15 protein-coding genes and 1 pseudogene are annotated in these 15,148 nt (G+C 30.7%); 6 read left to right on the top strand and 10 right to left on the bottom strand.

The annotated features are described in order from the left end of the window. Window positions 1-638, top strand: a pseudogene (locus tag ACP5GV_RS03555) (hypothetical protein); the annotation flags it as partial. A 98-nt stretch (window positions 639-736) separates the two neighbouring features. Here the strand turns inward: ACP5GV_RS03555 and ACP5GV_RS03550 are convergent. The 3 genes from ACP5GV_RS03550 to ACP5GV_RS03540 form a co-directional block, all read right to left on the bottom strand. Continuing rightward, window positions 737-1,648: an MBL fold metallo-hydrolase gene (locus tag ACP5GV_RS03550; protein WP_428068455.1), complete on the bottom strand. Its 912-nt coding sequence runs from the start codon at window positions 1,646-1,648 to the stop codon at window positions 737-739. A gap of 2 nt (window positions 1,649-1,650) precedes the next feature. Continuing rightward, on the bottom strand, window positions 1,651-2,544 hold the full coding sequence (locus ACP5GV_RS03545) for an alpha/beta hydrolase (RefSeq protein WP_428068453.1): 894 nt from the start codon (window positions 2,542-2,544) through the stop codon (window positions 1,651-1,653). 153 nt (window positions 2,545-2,697) lie between these two features. Then, window positions 2,698-3,516, bottom strand: a complete 819-nt coding sequence (locus tag ACP5GV_RS03540; RefSeq protein WP_428068452.1) for a carbon-nitrogen hydrolase family protein — start codon at window positions 3,514-3,516, stop codon at window positions 2,698-2,700. 147 nt (window positions 3,517-3,663) lie between these two features. On the opposite strand from ACP5GV_RS03540, the gene ACP5GV_RS03535 reads away from it, so the two are divergent. Continuing rightward, window positions 3,664-4,377: a carotenoid biosynthesis protein gene (locus ACP5GV_RS03535; protein ID WP_428102301.1), complete on the top strand. Its 714-nt coding sequence runs from the start codon at window positions 3,664-3,666 to the stop codon at window positions 4,375-4,377. A 327-nt stretch (window positions 4,378-4,704) separates the two neighbouring features. Further along, window positions 4,705-5,337 (top strand): TenA family protein, encoded by a 633-nt coding sequence (locus tag ACP5GV_RS03530; RefSeq protein WP_428068441.1) that lies wholly within the window; start codon window positions 4,705-4,707, stop codon window positions 5,335-5,337. On the opposite strand, the gene ACP5GV_RS03525 is transcribed toward ACP5GV_RS03530, so the two are convergent. From ACP5GV_RS03525 to ACP5GV_RS03515, 3 genes are all read right to left on the bottom strand, one after another. Beyond that, complete coding sequence (locus ACP5GV_RS03525) at window positions 5,334-6,494, bottom strand: ATP-binding protein (protein ID WP_292319241.1); 1,161 nt, start codon at window positions 6,492-6,494, stop codon at window positions 5,334-5,336. The genes ACP5GV_RS03530 and ACP5GV_RS03525 overlap by 4 nt on opposite strands. Window positions 6,495-6,550: 56 nt before the next feature. Further along, window positions 6,551-7,333, bottom strand: coding sequence for a hypothetical protein (locus ACP5GV_RS03520; RefSeq protein ID WP_428102299.1), 783 nt, complete (start codon window positions 7,331-7,333; stop codon window positions 6,551-6,553). A 151-nt stretch (window positions 7,334-7,484) separates the two neighbouring features. After that, window positions 7,485-8,474 (bottom strand): aldo/keto reductase, encoded by a 990-nt coding sequence (locus tag ACP5GV_RS03515; RefSeq protein WP_428102297.1) that lies wholly within the window; start codon window positions 8,472-8,474, stop codon window positions 7,485-7,487. A 102-nt stretch (window positions 8,475-8,576) separates the two neighbouring features. On the opposite strand from ACP5GV_RS03515, the gene ACP5GV_RS03510 reads away from it, so the two are divergent. Both ACP5GV_RS03510 and menC read left to right on the top strand, forming a co-directional pair. Further along, window positions 8,577-9,458: a hypothetical protein gene (locus ACP5GV_RS03510; protein WP_428102295.1), complete on the top strand. Its 882-nt coding sequence runs from the start codon at window positions 8,577-8,579 to the stop codon at window positions 9,456-9,458. Continuing rightward, complete coding sequence (gene menC, locus ACP5GV_RS03505; protein WP_428102292.1) at window positions 9,449-10,573, top strand: o-succinylbenzoate synthase; 1,125 nt, start codon at window positions 9,449-9,451, stop codon at window positions 10,571-10,573. The genes ACP5GV_RS03510 and menC overlap by 10 nt, the downstream gene beginning before the upstream one ends. Here menC and ACP5GV_RS03500 read toward each other — a convergent pair. Continuing rightward, window positions 10,538-12,238 (bottom strand): SLC13 family permease, encoded by a 1,701-nt coding sequence (locus ACP5GV_RS03500; RefSeq protein ID WP_428102290.1) that lies wholly within the window; start codon window positions 12,236-12,238, stop codon window positions 10,538-10,540. The two genes, menC and ACP5GV_RS03500, sit on opposite strands and share 36 nt — an antisense overlap. A gap of 163 nt (window positions 12,239-12,401) precedes the next feature. On the opposite strand from ACP5GV_RS03500, the gene ACP5GV_RS03495 reads away from it, so the two are divergent. After that, window positions 12,402-12,875: a Mut7-C RNAse domain-containing protein gene (locus ACP5GV_RS03495; RefSeq protein ID WP_428102288.1), complete on the top strand. Its 474-nt coding sequence runs from the start codon at window positions 12,402-12,404 to the stop codon at window positions 12,873-12,875. A 118-nt stretch (window positions 12,876-12,993) separates the two neighbouring features. On the opposite strand, the gene ACP5GV_RS03490 is transcribed toward ACP5GV_RS03495, so the two are convergent. The 3 genes from ACP5GV_RS03490 to ACP5GV_RS03480 all read right to left on the bottom strand — a co-directional run bounded on the left by ACP5GV_RS03490 (window position 12,994) and on the right by ACP5GV_RS03480 (window position 14,751). Next, window positions 12,994-13,437 (bottom strand): CBS domain-containing protein, encoded by a 444-nt coding sequence (locus tag ACP5GV_RS03490; RefSeq protein ID WP_428102286.1) that lies wholly within the window; start codon window positions 13,435-13,437, stop codon window positions 12,994-12,996. Between the two features lie 51 nt (window positions 13,438-13,488). Further along, entirely contained in the window at window positions 13,489-14,133 is a 645-nt protein-coding gene (locus tag ACP5GV_RS03485; RefSeq protein WP_428102284.1) for a ParB N-terminal domain-containing protein, read from the bottom strand. A gap of 126 nt (window positions 14,134-14,259) precedes the next feature. Next, window positions 14,260-14,751, bottom strand: coding sequence for an OB-fold nucleic acid binding domain-containing protein (locus ACP5GV_RS03480; protein ID WP_428068426.1), 492 nt, complete (start codon window positions 14,749-14,751; stop codon window positions 14,260-14,262). Between the last annotated feature and the right edge of the window lie 397 nt (window positions 14,752-15,148).

Here is a 15,148-nt window from a genome sequence, read left to right as displayed (position 1 = left end):
TTAACCTAACTCCATCATATATTAAACAATTCTACATCAATGTATTATTGCCTAACGGAACAATAAGTGGTTGGTACAATTATGGATCTAGTATATTTTTGCCCAAAATGATTTATATAAATAACGTTACAAGATACATAATAAACCAAACAAATGGAGTTGTTGTCAACAATGCATTTAACCTAACTCCATCATATATTAAACAATATTACGTCTTTATCAAGCTACCTAACGGAACAATAAGTAATTGGTTCAACTATAAAACAGTAATTGCTTTACCTGAGGTAATTTATATTAGCAATCAAGAAAGATACGTATTGAATCAAAGCAGTTCAATAACCGTGCTATATCCTATGATTAATGAAACGGCAGATTATTATAAGCAATATTTGGTAACAATAAATGGTATAAACAATTGGTACAATTTTGGTTCTACTATTAAGCTATACGAATCAGTGCCTATATATGAGACTCTAACATGGGTTGGCAATTATACATTACCAAATAATTCTAATGTAACTGTTAATGGGCCTTTAATTGAAAATGCAAAAATATCAACTAATATAACTTTTATTGGAGGTATGGCTGCGATAATAATTGTTGCAGCTATAGCTGGAATATTTCTAAGGAAACATTAAGAGGCATTCAATTTATTTTTTATATAAAAATTTATATAAAATTATTTTAAGATCTATTTAAAATAATTTATTTTTTATAATATTATTGATAAATATTTTTATTTTAATGGATATTTTGCCATTTTCGTGGCTAGTTCTGGTAAATTTGTTACCATCTCTCCAGGAGGTTTACCTTGGATGTCTAATATTGCTCTAGCGATGTTGAAAACTATTCTTTCTTCAAGGCTCCATCCTTTAAGAGGTCCAGGGCCTATACTTTTTGCTATCATTAAAGGATCTGAAATTCCATTTAATAAACTCTCTTTAGTGCCATTTGATATGTGTATAAGGTAATCTTTCATAAGTTTAATTACTTTTTCATCAGTAACTTCTCCATGCCCTCCTACAATCTTTTTACCTTTTGAAATGCCTTCCAACTTATCTAGCACTTTAATCCAATTTGATACCGTTCCATCAAGGGCTAAGGGGGTTACTTGATTAAATATTATATCTCCAGCAAATATCGTATTCGCATGATCTACTATAGCTATTAGATCTCCTACAGTGTGCGCTGGTCCTAGATATTTTACATTAATTGGACCATATTTTGATTCTATAACTATTCCATCATCACCTATTACTATATCAGGTAATGTGTATTTTGAACCCTTAAAGTCTAATTGTGGAAAGAACGCTTCATAAATGCTAGATCCAATTTCTTTAAGTGTTTTTATCATGTTATTTGCCTCTTTATGGATAATAGCAGGTGCTCCTATGACATGGTTACCCCATACATGGTCTCCATGATGATGTGTATTTAATATTAAACCGGGCTTCGGCAGCCCTAAATTTTTGATAACGTTTATAATATCATTAGCTCTTTTTTCATTATATTGTGTATCGATGATTAATGTATATGAACCCATGTCAATAAGGCCAGAATTACTTAAAAACCATCCACCGTTTTTATCAATAACTGCATAAACATTTTCACTTAACTTTTCTATATTACACCAGTTGCAATCGGACATGCTCATAACCTCTCTAACAGCCATGCTGATTCATAAATTGCAATTTCATTTAATAAGGGTTGTTTATAGATTTCAAAATGGCCTACATTATATTCCTTTATTGTTACTTCACTTTTAATTCTATCAGCTACTTCTTTAGCTATTTTTGGAGGTGTTGTTTGATCTTTAGATGCAATTATCATTAATAAAGGTTTCTTTATTAAGTGAGAGTAATCCCCTGGATTGTAAGCTAAAATATGAGTTAGGCTATCTAAAGTGATTTTGTTTTCAAAAGTTTCATATTTTGACGCAATGCTTGTATAATATTCATAAGCCTCCTTGGTCATTAAAGCTGCTATACCATCTTTAGATACTATAGGAATATAAGAAGGTCTTCCTTCGCAACAATCCTTTGAGTTCTGTGAGTATAGCATTAAAACTGGTTCAAGGCTACCAAAATATTCCAAGGCTGTTCTATACGAATAAACATTTGGAACTTGGGATATTCCGCATTTTAGGCCAGATTCTGGAAATGCTAATAGGGTTAATACATGGCCTCCTGAAAAGCTTGTCCCCCAAACACATATCCTATTTGGATCGACTTTCTCAATAGTTTTCATAAAAGAAATAGCGCATCTATAATCAGATACTTGATCCATTGGATATAGAGCTTGTCGTGGCATCCCTTCGCTTCTTCCAAATCTTCTGTAATCGAAAACGAAAACAGCTATTCCTTTCTGAGCAAAGTATGGGGCATAGTCATCAGCATGCACTTCTTTTACCATGCCAAAACCCATGCCCATCACTAAGGCCGGAGCTTTCTTAACACCAGAAGGCAAATATAAAATACCATGACACTTTTCTCCATTGCAAGGGAAAAAAGTTTCTTTCTTTTCATAAGGCAAATTGCTAGTCATGTTTATCACCTATAGTGTTTAATAACTTTATGTTATTAAACACCATATACATATTTAATTACGTTTTTTTAGATTAATAAATTTAAACGTACATATATTTTAATTACTAACTTGATAAATAGTTTAAAAATTTTTATATGATAAAAATTGAAGCTAAATAAGTCCTGAATATAAATCAGTTTTTCTTTGGGTTAGCAAGGGTAATATTTTTCTAGCTTCATTGATTCTTTCTTTGTCTACTTCGCCAAAAATAATTCCTTCCTCTTCGTTCATTCTATGCATTATAATTCCGAGGGGGTCTACGAAACTTGTTATGCCAGTAAATACGTTTCCTATTTGATTTGATGTAGCTATATAAACAGTATTTTCTAATGCTCTTGCTTTGATCATAGTTAACCAATGCTCTTCCTTATTGTAACCCTTAAACCATGCACTTGGGACTAATATTACATCCGCTCCATTTAAAGCTAAAATTCTCGCAATTTCAGGAAACCTTATCTCATAGCATACCATAACTCCTATTTTAAATCCATTAAAGTCAAAGACTCTATAAGGATTTTTAGATTCTTTAAAGAAATCAGATTCTTTAAAGTTAAATGCATCATAAAGGTGTGTTTTTCTATAGATATTTATTATATTGCCATTATCATCAGTTGTTATTATAGTATTGTATGTTTTTAGGCTGTTTTCTATAGATTCATACATGCCTACTGTTATGGATAAATTATATTCCTTCGATATTTTTAATATACTTTTCACAAAATTACCATCCAAGCTTTCAGCCTCCTTAGATCTTTTCTCTAAGCTATCTTCAGAAGAGAAATATATCATAAAAACTTCGGGGAAAACTACCATATCTGCACCTTTATTTTTGGCTTTTTTTGAAAATTTTTCAATTTTTAATATATTTTCTTCCTTGTTTTTACTTGATACAAGTTGTGTTAGACCTATCTTTAATGCTTTTTCTTGCAATTCTCTCACCTTATTTTATTATGTTTTTAAGTTTTTATAATTTTTATTTTTATTTATATACAAGAAGAAAAGAGTTAAAATATATTAATAAAATAGATTATTTAATGTAGGCATTCAATCTTAAGACAAGGCTTTGAGGTTTAGAAGATGGGATTTAAAAAGATCGTATGGATCTTAACTACAATTTACCCAATAACACTAGTTTTATCAATTCTTCATATTAACGGATTAATTGAATATTTTTCAAGTATTTATTCGATACCATTAGTTTTTATTATTCTCTATTTTTTGAATTCATTATTAGAAATGGGGACTAATAGGACAGTTAAATTCTTAATTGTATCTATAACAATATCATATATTTTTGAGTTTATTGGGGTGCATTACGGCATACCGTTTGGAAAATATTACTATACAGAAGGTTTGGGACCTAAAATTTTAGGAGTCCCTATTTTTATACCTTTGCTTTGGTCGTCATTAGGTTTTTATTCGTTGGCTGCTACCAATAGCTATTTGCTAGCATCGCTTGCTATGGTTATAATTGATTTGACTTTTGATCCCCTTCTTTCTCAAAAAGTTAAGCTATGGATTTGGCAATCTCCTGGACAATATTTTGGAGTTCCTATAACAAATTTTATTGGCTGGTTCATAGTTTCCGCTGTTTTCTTTTATTCTTTCTACATTTTAAGTAAGTATAGGGCTTCACAACTTAAAAAAACAAAACCATTCTCTTCAATTTTTTATTTAGAATATATCGTATCATGGGGGATAATAGATATTATAAAAGGACTTTTTGTAGTAGGAATTATTGGCATAGTTTTGTCTATATTATTAATAATTATAATAACTAGCTTAAACTAAATATAAAGCTCTATATTATTAATAGATAATTTATATAATATAAAAAAGTTTATAGATAAGTTGTTCTCGCTTGTTCTCTCAAAAACGAAATTAAATAATAAGGTCCCCCTGCATTTCTTCCAGTAAATCCAGAAGACTTCCATCCTCCAAATGGTTGTACTCCAGGCATTGCTCCTGTTGTTGACCCGATTTCTCTGTATAAGACAAAAAAATATTATGAAATTTTAATTTTTTGGAATTTTTATATTATTATGGTTAATGAAGAATGTTTTTAATTTTTGCAAAGCATTTAACTGTTACTATCTTTAGTAGTAATAAGGGATTGGCATGAGTAACTTTGATATATTGAGGAATAGTGTAGGGGATTTATGGGAAAAATATATAAAACATGATTTTGTTGTTAAAATGAAAGATGGAACTTTACCTTTAGATTCTTTCAAATACTATATGATTCAAGATTCAAAATATGTTAATATCATGTTAAAATCATTATTAAATGCTTCAAGTAAAGCTCCTCTTAATATAATAACTAACATATTAAACTCCATATTTAACACAAGGGATAGAGGATTAGAGGTTGAAAAAGAAGTTTTTAAAGAGCTAAATATAGATGAATCAATTATTGATAGTGTTGGATATAACTTAGTAAATTATGCATATACAAGGCATTTATATTATTATTCTAATATAGGATGGGAACAGTTTCTTGCTGCGTGGACTCCATGTATGGTAGGTTATAGTTTTATAGGCAAATTTGTTAAAGGTTCTTCAAATAAGGTTTATAACTTATGGGCAAGCTTTTATGGTTCAGATGAATATGAAAAGAGAGTAGAAGTTATATTAGATTCATTAGAATCTATTAAATTAAACGATGAATTGAAGGATATATTTAGAAATAGCGTTAACTTTGAAATATTATTTTGGGAAGCATCTTTGAGAAAAGATCCAACAATTTTTTAAATAGCCTTAAACTTATCTGTCCAACTCTCATATAATTTTAACATCTCTTTATTAACGCTAGGTCTTCTCTGCTTTATAGCCTCCATAAAATCATCGATAGTAACTGGTCTAACAGATTCTTCTTTGTCTTGAGATTCAAAATATTCCCTTACTACCCTCATATATGCATCTTGCACAACATCTCTAATATCGCTTCCCGAATATCCTTCTAACATTTCTGCTAGTTTATCAAAGTCTATGTTATCATCAAGTTTTATTTTAGAAGTTAGCATTGAAAGGAGTTTGGACCTGGCTTCTTTATTGGGTAAAGGTACGTAAATTCTTTTTTGGAACCTCCTTATAAAGGGCTCATCTAATGCCCATGGTTTATTAGTTGCACCTATTACATATACGTGTAAAGTTATTGATTTGTCTTGAAGGCCATCCATTTCTTTAAGGAATTGGTTCCTTACTCTAACCTCCCCACCTACTTCATTTGTGTGTATTCCTAAAAGAGCATCTAGTTCGTCTATAAATACTATAACTGGAACACCATTTTTTGATTTATTTCTAGCATAATCAAACACTTTTTTAACATTTTTCTCTCCTTCACCAAGCCACTTGCTCATTATATTTGCTGCATCTAAATAAATAAACTCTCCATTAATTTCATTAGCAACTGCTGCTGCTAACATAGTTTTTCCTGTACCTGGAGGGCCATAAAGGAGTATACCTCTAGGCCATCCTAAAGGGAATAAGTCGGGCCTTTTTATTGGATATATTATAGCTTCCCTTATAGCTCTCTTAGCCTCATCTAGACCTGCTATGTCATCAAATGTGATGCTTGGCTTTTCTTTGAGAACGAAGTCTGGCAAGTTTTCATTAATATCTCCTTTTATTTCAACTCTCACTTCATCAGAAATCGTTTCCCCGATAGGCTGGCTAGCCTTGTTTTCTAAATACTTTAATCTCAAATTTAATTCATAAATAGTCTTTCTATAAATTTTAGACATAGGGTGATCAGGATAATTTCTTATTATTTCTTCAAGAGCTTCAATGGCTTTTTTATATTTATCAATAGCCGTTTCATAGTCCTTATTTCTTTCTGCATCTAAGGCTTCGTGCATTTTTCTCCTAGCTGTTTGCTCTAACATTGCAACTGGGTTTGTTTCTGACATAGTCCGACCTCTTTTACTATGTTTATAAAAATTAGTTTAAAGAGGGGAAAGCCTGTTTATATTTGTTGTTCGTTTGGTAGGTCTACCTTTATTATACCTCTTGCTTCTAACCTATACAAAGTTGCTTTAATTATGTTTAAAGGTATACCCAATTCTTCTGATGCCTTCTTTAGGCTTAAGACACCATTTTTTTCCTTTATATACTCAAAGACTTTTCTTTCTATTATTTCAGGGTCAAACGTTTCTGGGACTTTAGGTGAAAGTTGTTCTGCTTCTTTTTGTGCTTTTGCAATAGCACTAGTTATTAGCTCGCTAACCTCTGGGACTACCTCTGAAATGCTCTTTCCTTGAGGTATTGTATTATATATTATACCTGTCTTCCTTATGACTCCTTCAGTCTCTTCTAATACGCTGCTTAGAGATGTAACAGCTTCTGGTGCAAAGCCAGATAGGTATTCATCCATGGAACTCATGGCATATTTTAATGGTGCCAATACTTTAACTATTGATTCTAAGCTCCTTGTGTCTTGTATCCTTCTTATAGCAAATTCAATCATATTCCCATAAGCTAATATTGCCTTTAAAACTCTCTTTTTTAATACTATTTCAGCAGCGCTCATTTCAGCTCCTTCGTTATCATTTGATCTTTTAGAATCTATCATTTTTTCATAATATCCTTGTATCTCGTTTATAATTGTGGTCTTTATTCTGTCCAATTCCATTTTTACAATTCCTAACTGGGCAAGTATTTCATCGTAATCTATGCCTTCTCCCTGGTTTAGACCAGTCTCTTTATATTGACCTCTTGCGAAGAATTTTTTAACTACATCACCTATCATTTTTTATCCCTCATCTCTAAAATATAAATATAATTCTAGAAAACTTTAGCAGTCTTCCCTGGTAACACCGGATTATTACTGTAACTCCTTGTTTTTAGGAGGAAGGGTTAAAAGATGTTAAAAAATTATAGCTAAAATCTTGAAAATATAATCAAGCTCCTCCAGATAATTTTATTCCTAAATATTGCAATATACATGGCACATATCTTATTATTTTTAAATTGTTATACTTTTTACCCCATACATTTACATATTTAATAGAGACCTTATCGAGCAGAGAAAGATCTTCATCTCTTATCTCTATATTAGATGACATAGCATATTCTTTTACTCTCTCTTTATTTCTAGTACCAGGTATAGGAAGGGCGTTATTATTTATTATCCACTTTAAACTTATTTGAGACCAAGTATAATTATATTTTTGTGATATCATATCTAAAGTTGATATTAGTTCTTTATCATTAATTATTCTTTTAAACCTTTTATCTGATTTCTGCGCTAAACTGTAAGGATTCTTAGCACCTGCTAATGCTCCCTTAGCTAGTGGGCTATAAGCTATTATTTCTATGTTCTCTTTTTTTGCAAGTGAGAATAGATCAATTTCAGCAACTCTATAAGAAAGGTTGTATTCTATTTGATTAGAAATTATTTCATATCTAGATGTACATTGAATTGCATCTTTTAACAATTTCCCTGAAAAGTTTGAAACTCCTATATAGTCAACATATCCCTTATCTATCATTTTTTCCATTCCCCTTATTACTGTGCAAATAGGAATCCATAAAGGAGGAGGCCAATGTAGTTGCAAGAGATTTGGTTTGAATCCTAAATTGTTTATAGATTTCTTTACTCCCTTTTCAATAAAATAACTTGAAGGTCTAAATCCGCCTATTTTGGTAGCAACGAATGAAGAATCTACAGCTTTTAATTCTTTAAGCGCGTTTCCTAGAGATCTCTCGCTCTTTCCATTGCCATAAACTTCTGCTGTATCGAAAAAATTAATGCCTGAATCTAAGGATTGTTTTACAATTTCTTCAGCTTTTTTGATATCGCCTTTCCATGAGGTTGAGCCTATTTGCCAAAAGCCCAAACCAATTTCGCTTATCTTCATTTTTGTTTTTCCAAAAACTCTATATTTCATTTTAACCCCCGTTATTTTTATATAAGATATTTTTTAAAACTTAGTATTAGTAAAATTAAACTTTTTTAATTTATATTATATTAAATTTTTTGGGAGGAGGCTTTGGAAGAATTAATTATAAGGAAAATAAAGGATGTAAATGAATTAGAAAACGTTGTTGAAATAGAAAAATCTGCATGGGCGATGCCTGATTATAGGGAAACAACCCCAGTACATATGCTAAAGGCTCTTGTAGAAAATGGCGGAATAATTTTAGGAGCATTTGATAAAAATAATATGATAGGTTTTAATATGGGTTGGAGTGTTGGATGTAATGAGAGTAGATATTTTTACAGCCACATGACTGGCGTCTTAGAAGAATACAAGTATAAAAATGTTGGATATAAATTAAAGATTAAACAAAGGGAAGAAGTATTAAAATTGGGAATAAATTTAATAAAGTGGACTTTTGATCCTTTGCAATCTTTAAACCTAAATTTTAATCTAGAGAAGCTAGGCGCTATAGGAAGAATTTATAAAGAAAACTATTATGGCAATATAAGAGATTCAATAAATGAAGGATTAGAAACTGATAGATTTGAGGCTGAATGGTACATATCAAGCAAATATGTGACTGATAAGATAGAGGGTAAAATTAAAACGCCCCCTGCTGAAGAATTAATAAGAAAAGGTGGATACATACCTTTAGATAGAAAAATAAAAGGGGAAAATAAAGAAAGCTATATAGAGACACCTATAAAAAAAGAATTTAGTTTAGATAAAGTAATTTTGATATCAATACCGGCTAATATATCTTCAATAAAGAACATTGATAAAGAAACAGCTAAAAAATGGAGGCTATATACTAGAGAGGCGTATAAGTTTTATTTGAGCAAAGGTTACATAGCTGTTGGCTATACAAGAAATAAAGAAAATTATGGTTATGTAGTATTAATTAAATCTGAATTAGAAGACTTATTAAAGGGTGTTAATTTATGGAGTTAAAGAAAATAGAACTTTTTGAATTGTGGGTTAAATTAAAGGAAGATTTTGAGACAAGCTTTGGAAAAACAATTGAAAGACCAGCTATATTAATTAGAGTGGAAGAGAAAAATGGGGAAGTTGGATGGGCTGAATCAGTAGCTGGAGAAGGGCCATGGTATAGTTATGAAACATGGGAAACTGCATGGCATATATTAAACGATTTTATAATACCTAAGATTTCTAAAGAAGAGGAAATAGATGTAGAGAAATTTAATGAAATGGTTTCTAATATTAGAGGTCACAATATGGCTAAAGCAGGGCTTGAAATGGCTCTATGGGATCTTAAGGCAAAAATTGAAGGAAAGCCTTTGTGGAAAGTTCTCGGAGGAGTTAATAAAAACATAGTTAGTGGGGTGAGTATTGGGATACAAAATACTACAGATGAACTAGTTAAGAAAGTATCTATGTTTTTAGACAAAGGGTATAGGAGAATAAAGATTAAGATAAAGCCTGGTTATGATATAGAGCCAATTATAAGGCTAAGAAAGGAATTTGGTCAAGATCTACCTTTGCATGTGGATGCGAATTCTGCATATAAATTAACTGATATAGAGTTGTTTAAAAAAATAGACAATTATAATTTATTAATGATAGAACAACCATTGCATTGGAAAGATCTAATAGACCATGCGGAATTAGCCAGACATTTAAGAACGCCTATATGCTTAGATGAGAGCATAGAGGACGTAAATGATGCAAGAAAGGCGTATCAACTAGGTTCTGCAATGATAATAAATATAAAACCTGGAAGGGTTGGAGGCTTTAGCGAAGTTTTAAAGATTCATGACTTTTGGTATAAGATAGCTAATAGACCCGTTTGGATAGGAGGCATGCTAGAAACCGGAATAGGAAGAGGTCACTTGGTTTCAGCAGCTACGTTACCTGGAGTTAAATATCCTAATGATATTAGTGCTAGTGAAAAATACTTTGAAAAAGATATAGTTGAGCCTCCTTGGATTCTAAATAAGGATGGGACCATTACAGCTCCTGAAAAGCCAGGAATTGGAGTTGAAGTTATGGAAGATTACATAGCTAAGAATTCAAAAAGAACTAAGGTCTATATTATTAAACCCTAAAAAGTAAAAAGTAACGAGGAACTTTATTAATATCACAATTGATCCGACCAATAAAAAGTCCTTATTTTTATATCCTGCTGTTCCATATGCAATTAAATTTGCTTGATGAGCAAATGGAGTTAAAAATGGAGAAGAAACGCCCATAGCTAAAACTGTTATAGCAGTTAAGGGATTGGTAAAAGATAAAGCTATTGGGGCAAGGATTATTGCAGCTGTAACGTAGCCAACGGTGTTGCTAAGTAATAAAGATAGTAAAAATAAAATGAGAACAGAGTTATGTATAAGTCCTCCTATCATTGCAGAAAGGTTGCTTTTAACCATGACTTGGCCTATAGATAAGTATGCTCCTATAAAAACTATTAATGGCCACTCAACATATTCATACATTTTTCTAATAGTAGAAGATCCGCTGAATGATGATATTAATGCCCCGACCAAAAAAGATAAAGCCATATTTAAGCCAAAGCTGTTTGCTATTATTGCTATAGTTAAACCACTTAAAGAAAATATTGCTTTTCTTTTATCAAAGGCCTTTAACCCCTTACTATTTATTGGTAATAAGTCATAATAATCGGCGAATTTCGCAACATCAGGTTCATAACCTTGAACTAATAAAACATCTCCAGGCTTTAGAACATAATCATAAATTCTGGTTATATAATTTGCAGAAGCAATTCCAATTACATATACATTATATGATTCAAAGTCGATTTCCTTTATTTTCCTTCCTCTTAGTTTTGACGATCCTGTTATTAGTAGTTCAAAGAACTGCTCTTTTCCTTCCATTGGTTTTTGAGAAATTTTTAGACCTTTTGAAGATAATATTAAAGGAAGTTGAGAAGGGGAAATCTTTAATAATAAAATATCTCCTTCTCTAAGCTCTCTTCTCTCGCCAATAAATCTCCAAGGTGAAATAACCCTTAAAACTTTGACACCAAAGGATTTCTCAATACTCCTAGGAGATTTTCCTATAAAATCGCTATCTCCTGTAACTTGTACTTCAATAATATAATTTTGCACAGTTATTTCTTTTAATGATGTAACTTCTTTCCTTTTTCTACCCAAGAAAGGAGTGATTAAAAAAGTTAATACTAATATGCTTATAAAAGAGGATATTAAATTTATTTTTGCAAATTGCAGAAAATTTAAGTTATAGCCAAACTTATTATACCATTCGTTATCTAAAACAATGTTGGTTGAAGTTCCAATTAATGTCGTTGGCCCTCCTAAGATCGAGGCATATGCCAACGGGAGTAAATATCTTGATATAGGTTTCTTAAGATTTAATGAAATAGAATATATTAATGGTATAAAGGCAAGAAGCAACGCTACATCGCTAATAAAACCTGATGCAATAACTGTTAAAGAAAGTAATAATAGCAATATAATTTTTTCATTTTTAACTTTTGATGTGATATAATTTCCTAAAACCTCTAAGAGGCCGGAATCAGCCAAGGTACCGGCTATTATCATAAGAGATATGAGTACAATTATTGTAACTGATGCAAAATTGCTTAACGCCTCTTGAGGCGAAATAAAACCAGTTAATACTAACGCTATCATTGTTACAACTCCAACTATATCATGCCTTAATCTTCTTGATAGCAGTAGAAATATGGAAACTGTTATGATTAAAATCACTATAATTTGATTAAGGCTTAGCATTGTTTTTTTAACCTTGCAAGATTTTTTATATGCTTATTATTATATAAGCTTATTTGAATTTTTTTTTTGTAATTCATACTAAAATTAGTTTAAGAGAATTAAAGCTTAAAAAGAGCTTATGTATAATAAGTTTGCTAAAAAGATTATAGTAAAGGAGGTAAAAATGCAACAATATATAACAGATGCAATGCTAGGTACATTAACAAGGTGGTTAAGGATACTAGGATACGATGTTATATATTCAAGAGATTATTCTGATGGACAAATAATTAAAATAGCCATTAAAAGTAATAGAACAATAATTACAAGAGACAAAGTCTTATATTATAAAGCTAAAAAACTGAATTTAGATGCGTATCTTGTAGAATCTGCAGAAATGCCTAAGATATTAGCTGAACTCTACTCCAAAAAATTGATAGACTTAGAATTAAATCCTGAAAAAAGTAGGTGTCCTGAATGTAATGGAAAATTAATTAAAATTACGGATAAGAATTTAATTAAAAGTAGGGTACCTCCTGGAGCATTGAAAACATATAATGTTTTTTATTTATGTAAAAGGTGTGGCCAAGTTTATTGGGAAGGGGGCCATTGGAAAAACATAAGAAGAATAGTAAACGAAGCAAAGTCATATTTATAAAATAAATATTTAATGTAAATAATGTTTCATATATTAATAGATATTGGGATTTTAATAATTTAACTTAATATATTTATAATAAAAAATTGCTAAGTTTATTTTAATTATTTTAATGGATTTATTTATTCTTTTCTGCTTTTAGTTGGTATACTAGATCAATATAATATGGTGCTAGCTTTAATATATCTCTTTTTGAAATCATACCTACGGGCTTTAGTGTTTTAGAATTTAATATAGGCAAATGCCCTATACCTTTGCTGCCCATTAAGCTTGCTGCTTCTTCTAATGGAGTATCTTCGAATGCATAATATGGATTCTTTGTCATAATTTGACCAGCATTGATACTAAGAGGCGATATGCCTTTAGCTACTACGTCTCTTACAATATCTGTTTTGGTTATTATACCTAAAAGATTCCCATTTTTATCTACTACAACTACTGACCCAACATCTCTTTCTATCATGAGTCTGGCTATCTCATTTACACTTTTTGTAGGTAGCACGTTTACTGTAGGTGTTTTCATAACATCTCTAACTAAGTATTTTGGTACTGATGCTGACATTGTATCCACCACTTTGTAAAAGAAAGAAAAGAGTTTAAAGTATCTTTTGCTTTAATAGATATTTTTTAAAGAATAGTTTACATAAATCTTTTTTAAAAATGTAACGTGTCTTGTAGATCTTGGAGGTAAAAGGGTTTGTTTTAAAGCGACATTTATTACATCTTCTTTTTCAAGCTTAGGAGGATCAATTATTATACCTTTCCTTTTAACCTTTTTTATTTCAGGATTTATAAACGATATTTCTTTTATACTTTCCTTAAACTCGTTTTCGAATTTGTTTATTAGCATATAAGAGTCAACTTTGTTATCATTACACATGATTATTTTTATTGAATTGCTATAGTATTCCATATCCTGAAAGCAAAGCATGGATTTTAAATAAGATATCATATCTTTGTAATCTATATCATAAACTCTATACCATTTATCAACATTAATTTTATCATCATTTATATAATTAATTAATACAGCAGGAATATATTTAATTCCTAATGATTTTAACGCCCTTGTTCTATGGGCTCCATCAATTATTGTGCCTGTTTTTATATCAGCAATTATTGGTTTTCTTATGATTTTTTGGGTTATAATTAATTTTTTCAATTCTTCTATATGTTCATTGATTGCTAATTCATGTTGCTTAAGGTCATTTATGTTGACTAAACCTATGTAAACTTTTTCTATATCTTTAGTTTCCACAAAGGCGCATCACCGCTTCACCTTTTCATAACGAATTATGGTTTTACAGATTAAAAACTTTGTATTATACTTCTGATAAATAATTTAATAAAAATTAAAAATTAAATAATAATTATTAAATGGGTTTCACTCTTCATCTTCGCTACTATCGCTTTCCTCTCCAGAACCTCCAAATGAAGAAGAGTATCCCCCTCTTCTATATCCTCCTCTACCCCCTCTTCTATATCCTCCTCTTGATCTTCCATAGCTCCTTGAGCTTGATTCAGATGCCTTTGGCGTGCTCTCTGGTATTTCTTCTGGTTTGGGAAGGCCTTCTTCGTCTATTTTATTGATTTCTCCACGAGAACCTATGTTTAATTGAACATCTCCTTTAAAGCTTGTAGTCCAAGCACCTTTTAATTCTACAGCATCTCCTTCATTAATTTTTCCAGCCTGATTACCCCACATTGTTAATTTTATTCTACCGCTCTCGTCACCAACTATGGCTTCGCTTATTGTTCTGTCTCCTCTCTTTGTGTGGATGACTTTTGGTTCGTCAACACTCAAAACCCTAACCTTAATAGATACATTATCTTCCCCCTCACGGAGGTCCGAAACCTTACGATTACTTTCACTCAAGATTACATTCCTCACACTATTTACTTACGCCCTTCTGGGCAATTAAAATTTTGAAAATCTGTGGTTAAAAGTTTTCCCTTCGAACATAATGAGTTAAAATGCCTGCTTTATTTCCTTGATTTTTATTATTATAATAATAAAAAAACAAAAATATGTTTAAAAAGAATAAAAGCAGATTTAAATAATAGCATTATAATTTTATGTATACTTTTTTATTGTTAATATTTCCTATTTTTTATATAATCATAAATGACATATGTTATGTATGTTTATAATCTTTTCATATCGGAGTACTTCTCAGCCTCAGCAGCTATGGCCGTTATAGTAACAATAATAGCTGCCGCAGTTATATTGCCATTTGCTATATTTGGTTTAATGAAATGGGTTTTTAAGAGGT

Source organism: Caldisphaera sp., assembly GCF_049974385.1.
Classification (GTDB): Archaea; Thermoproteota; Thermoprotei_A; order Sulfolobales; family Acidilobaceae; genus Caldisphaera.
The sequence above is the reverse complement of the archived record's forward strand: the minus strand, read 5'-3'. Positions and strand labels throughout refer to the sequence as shown.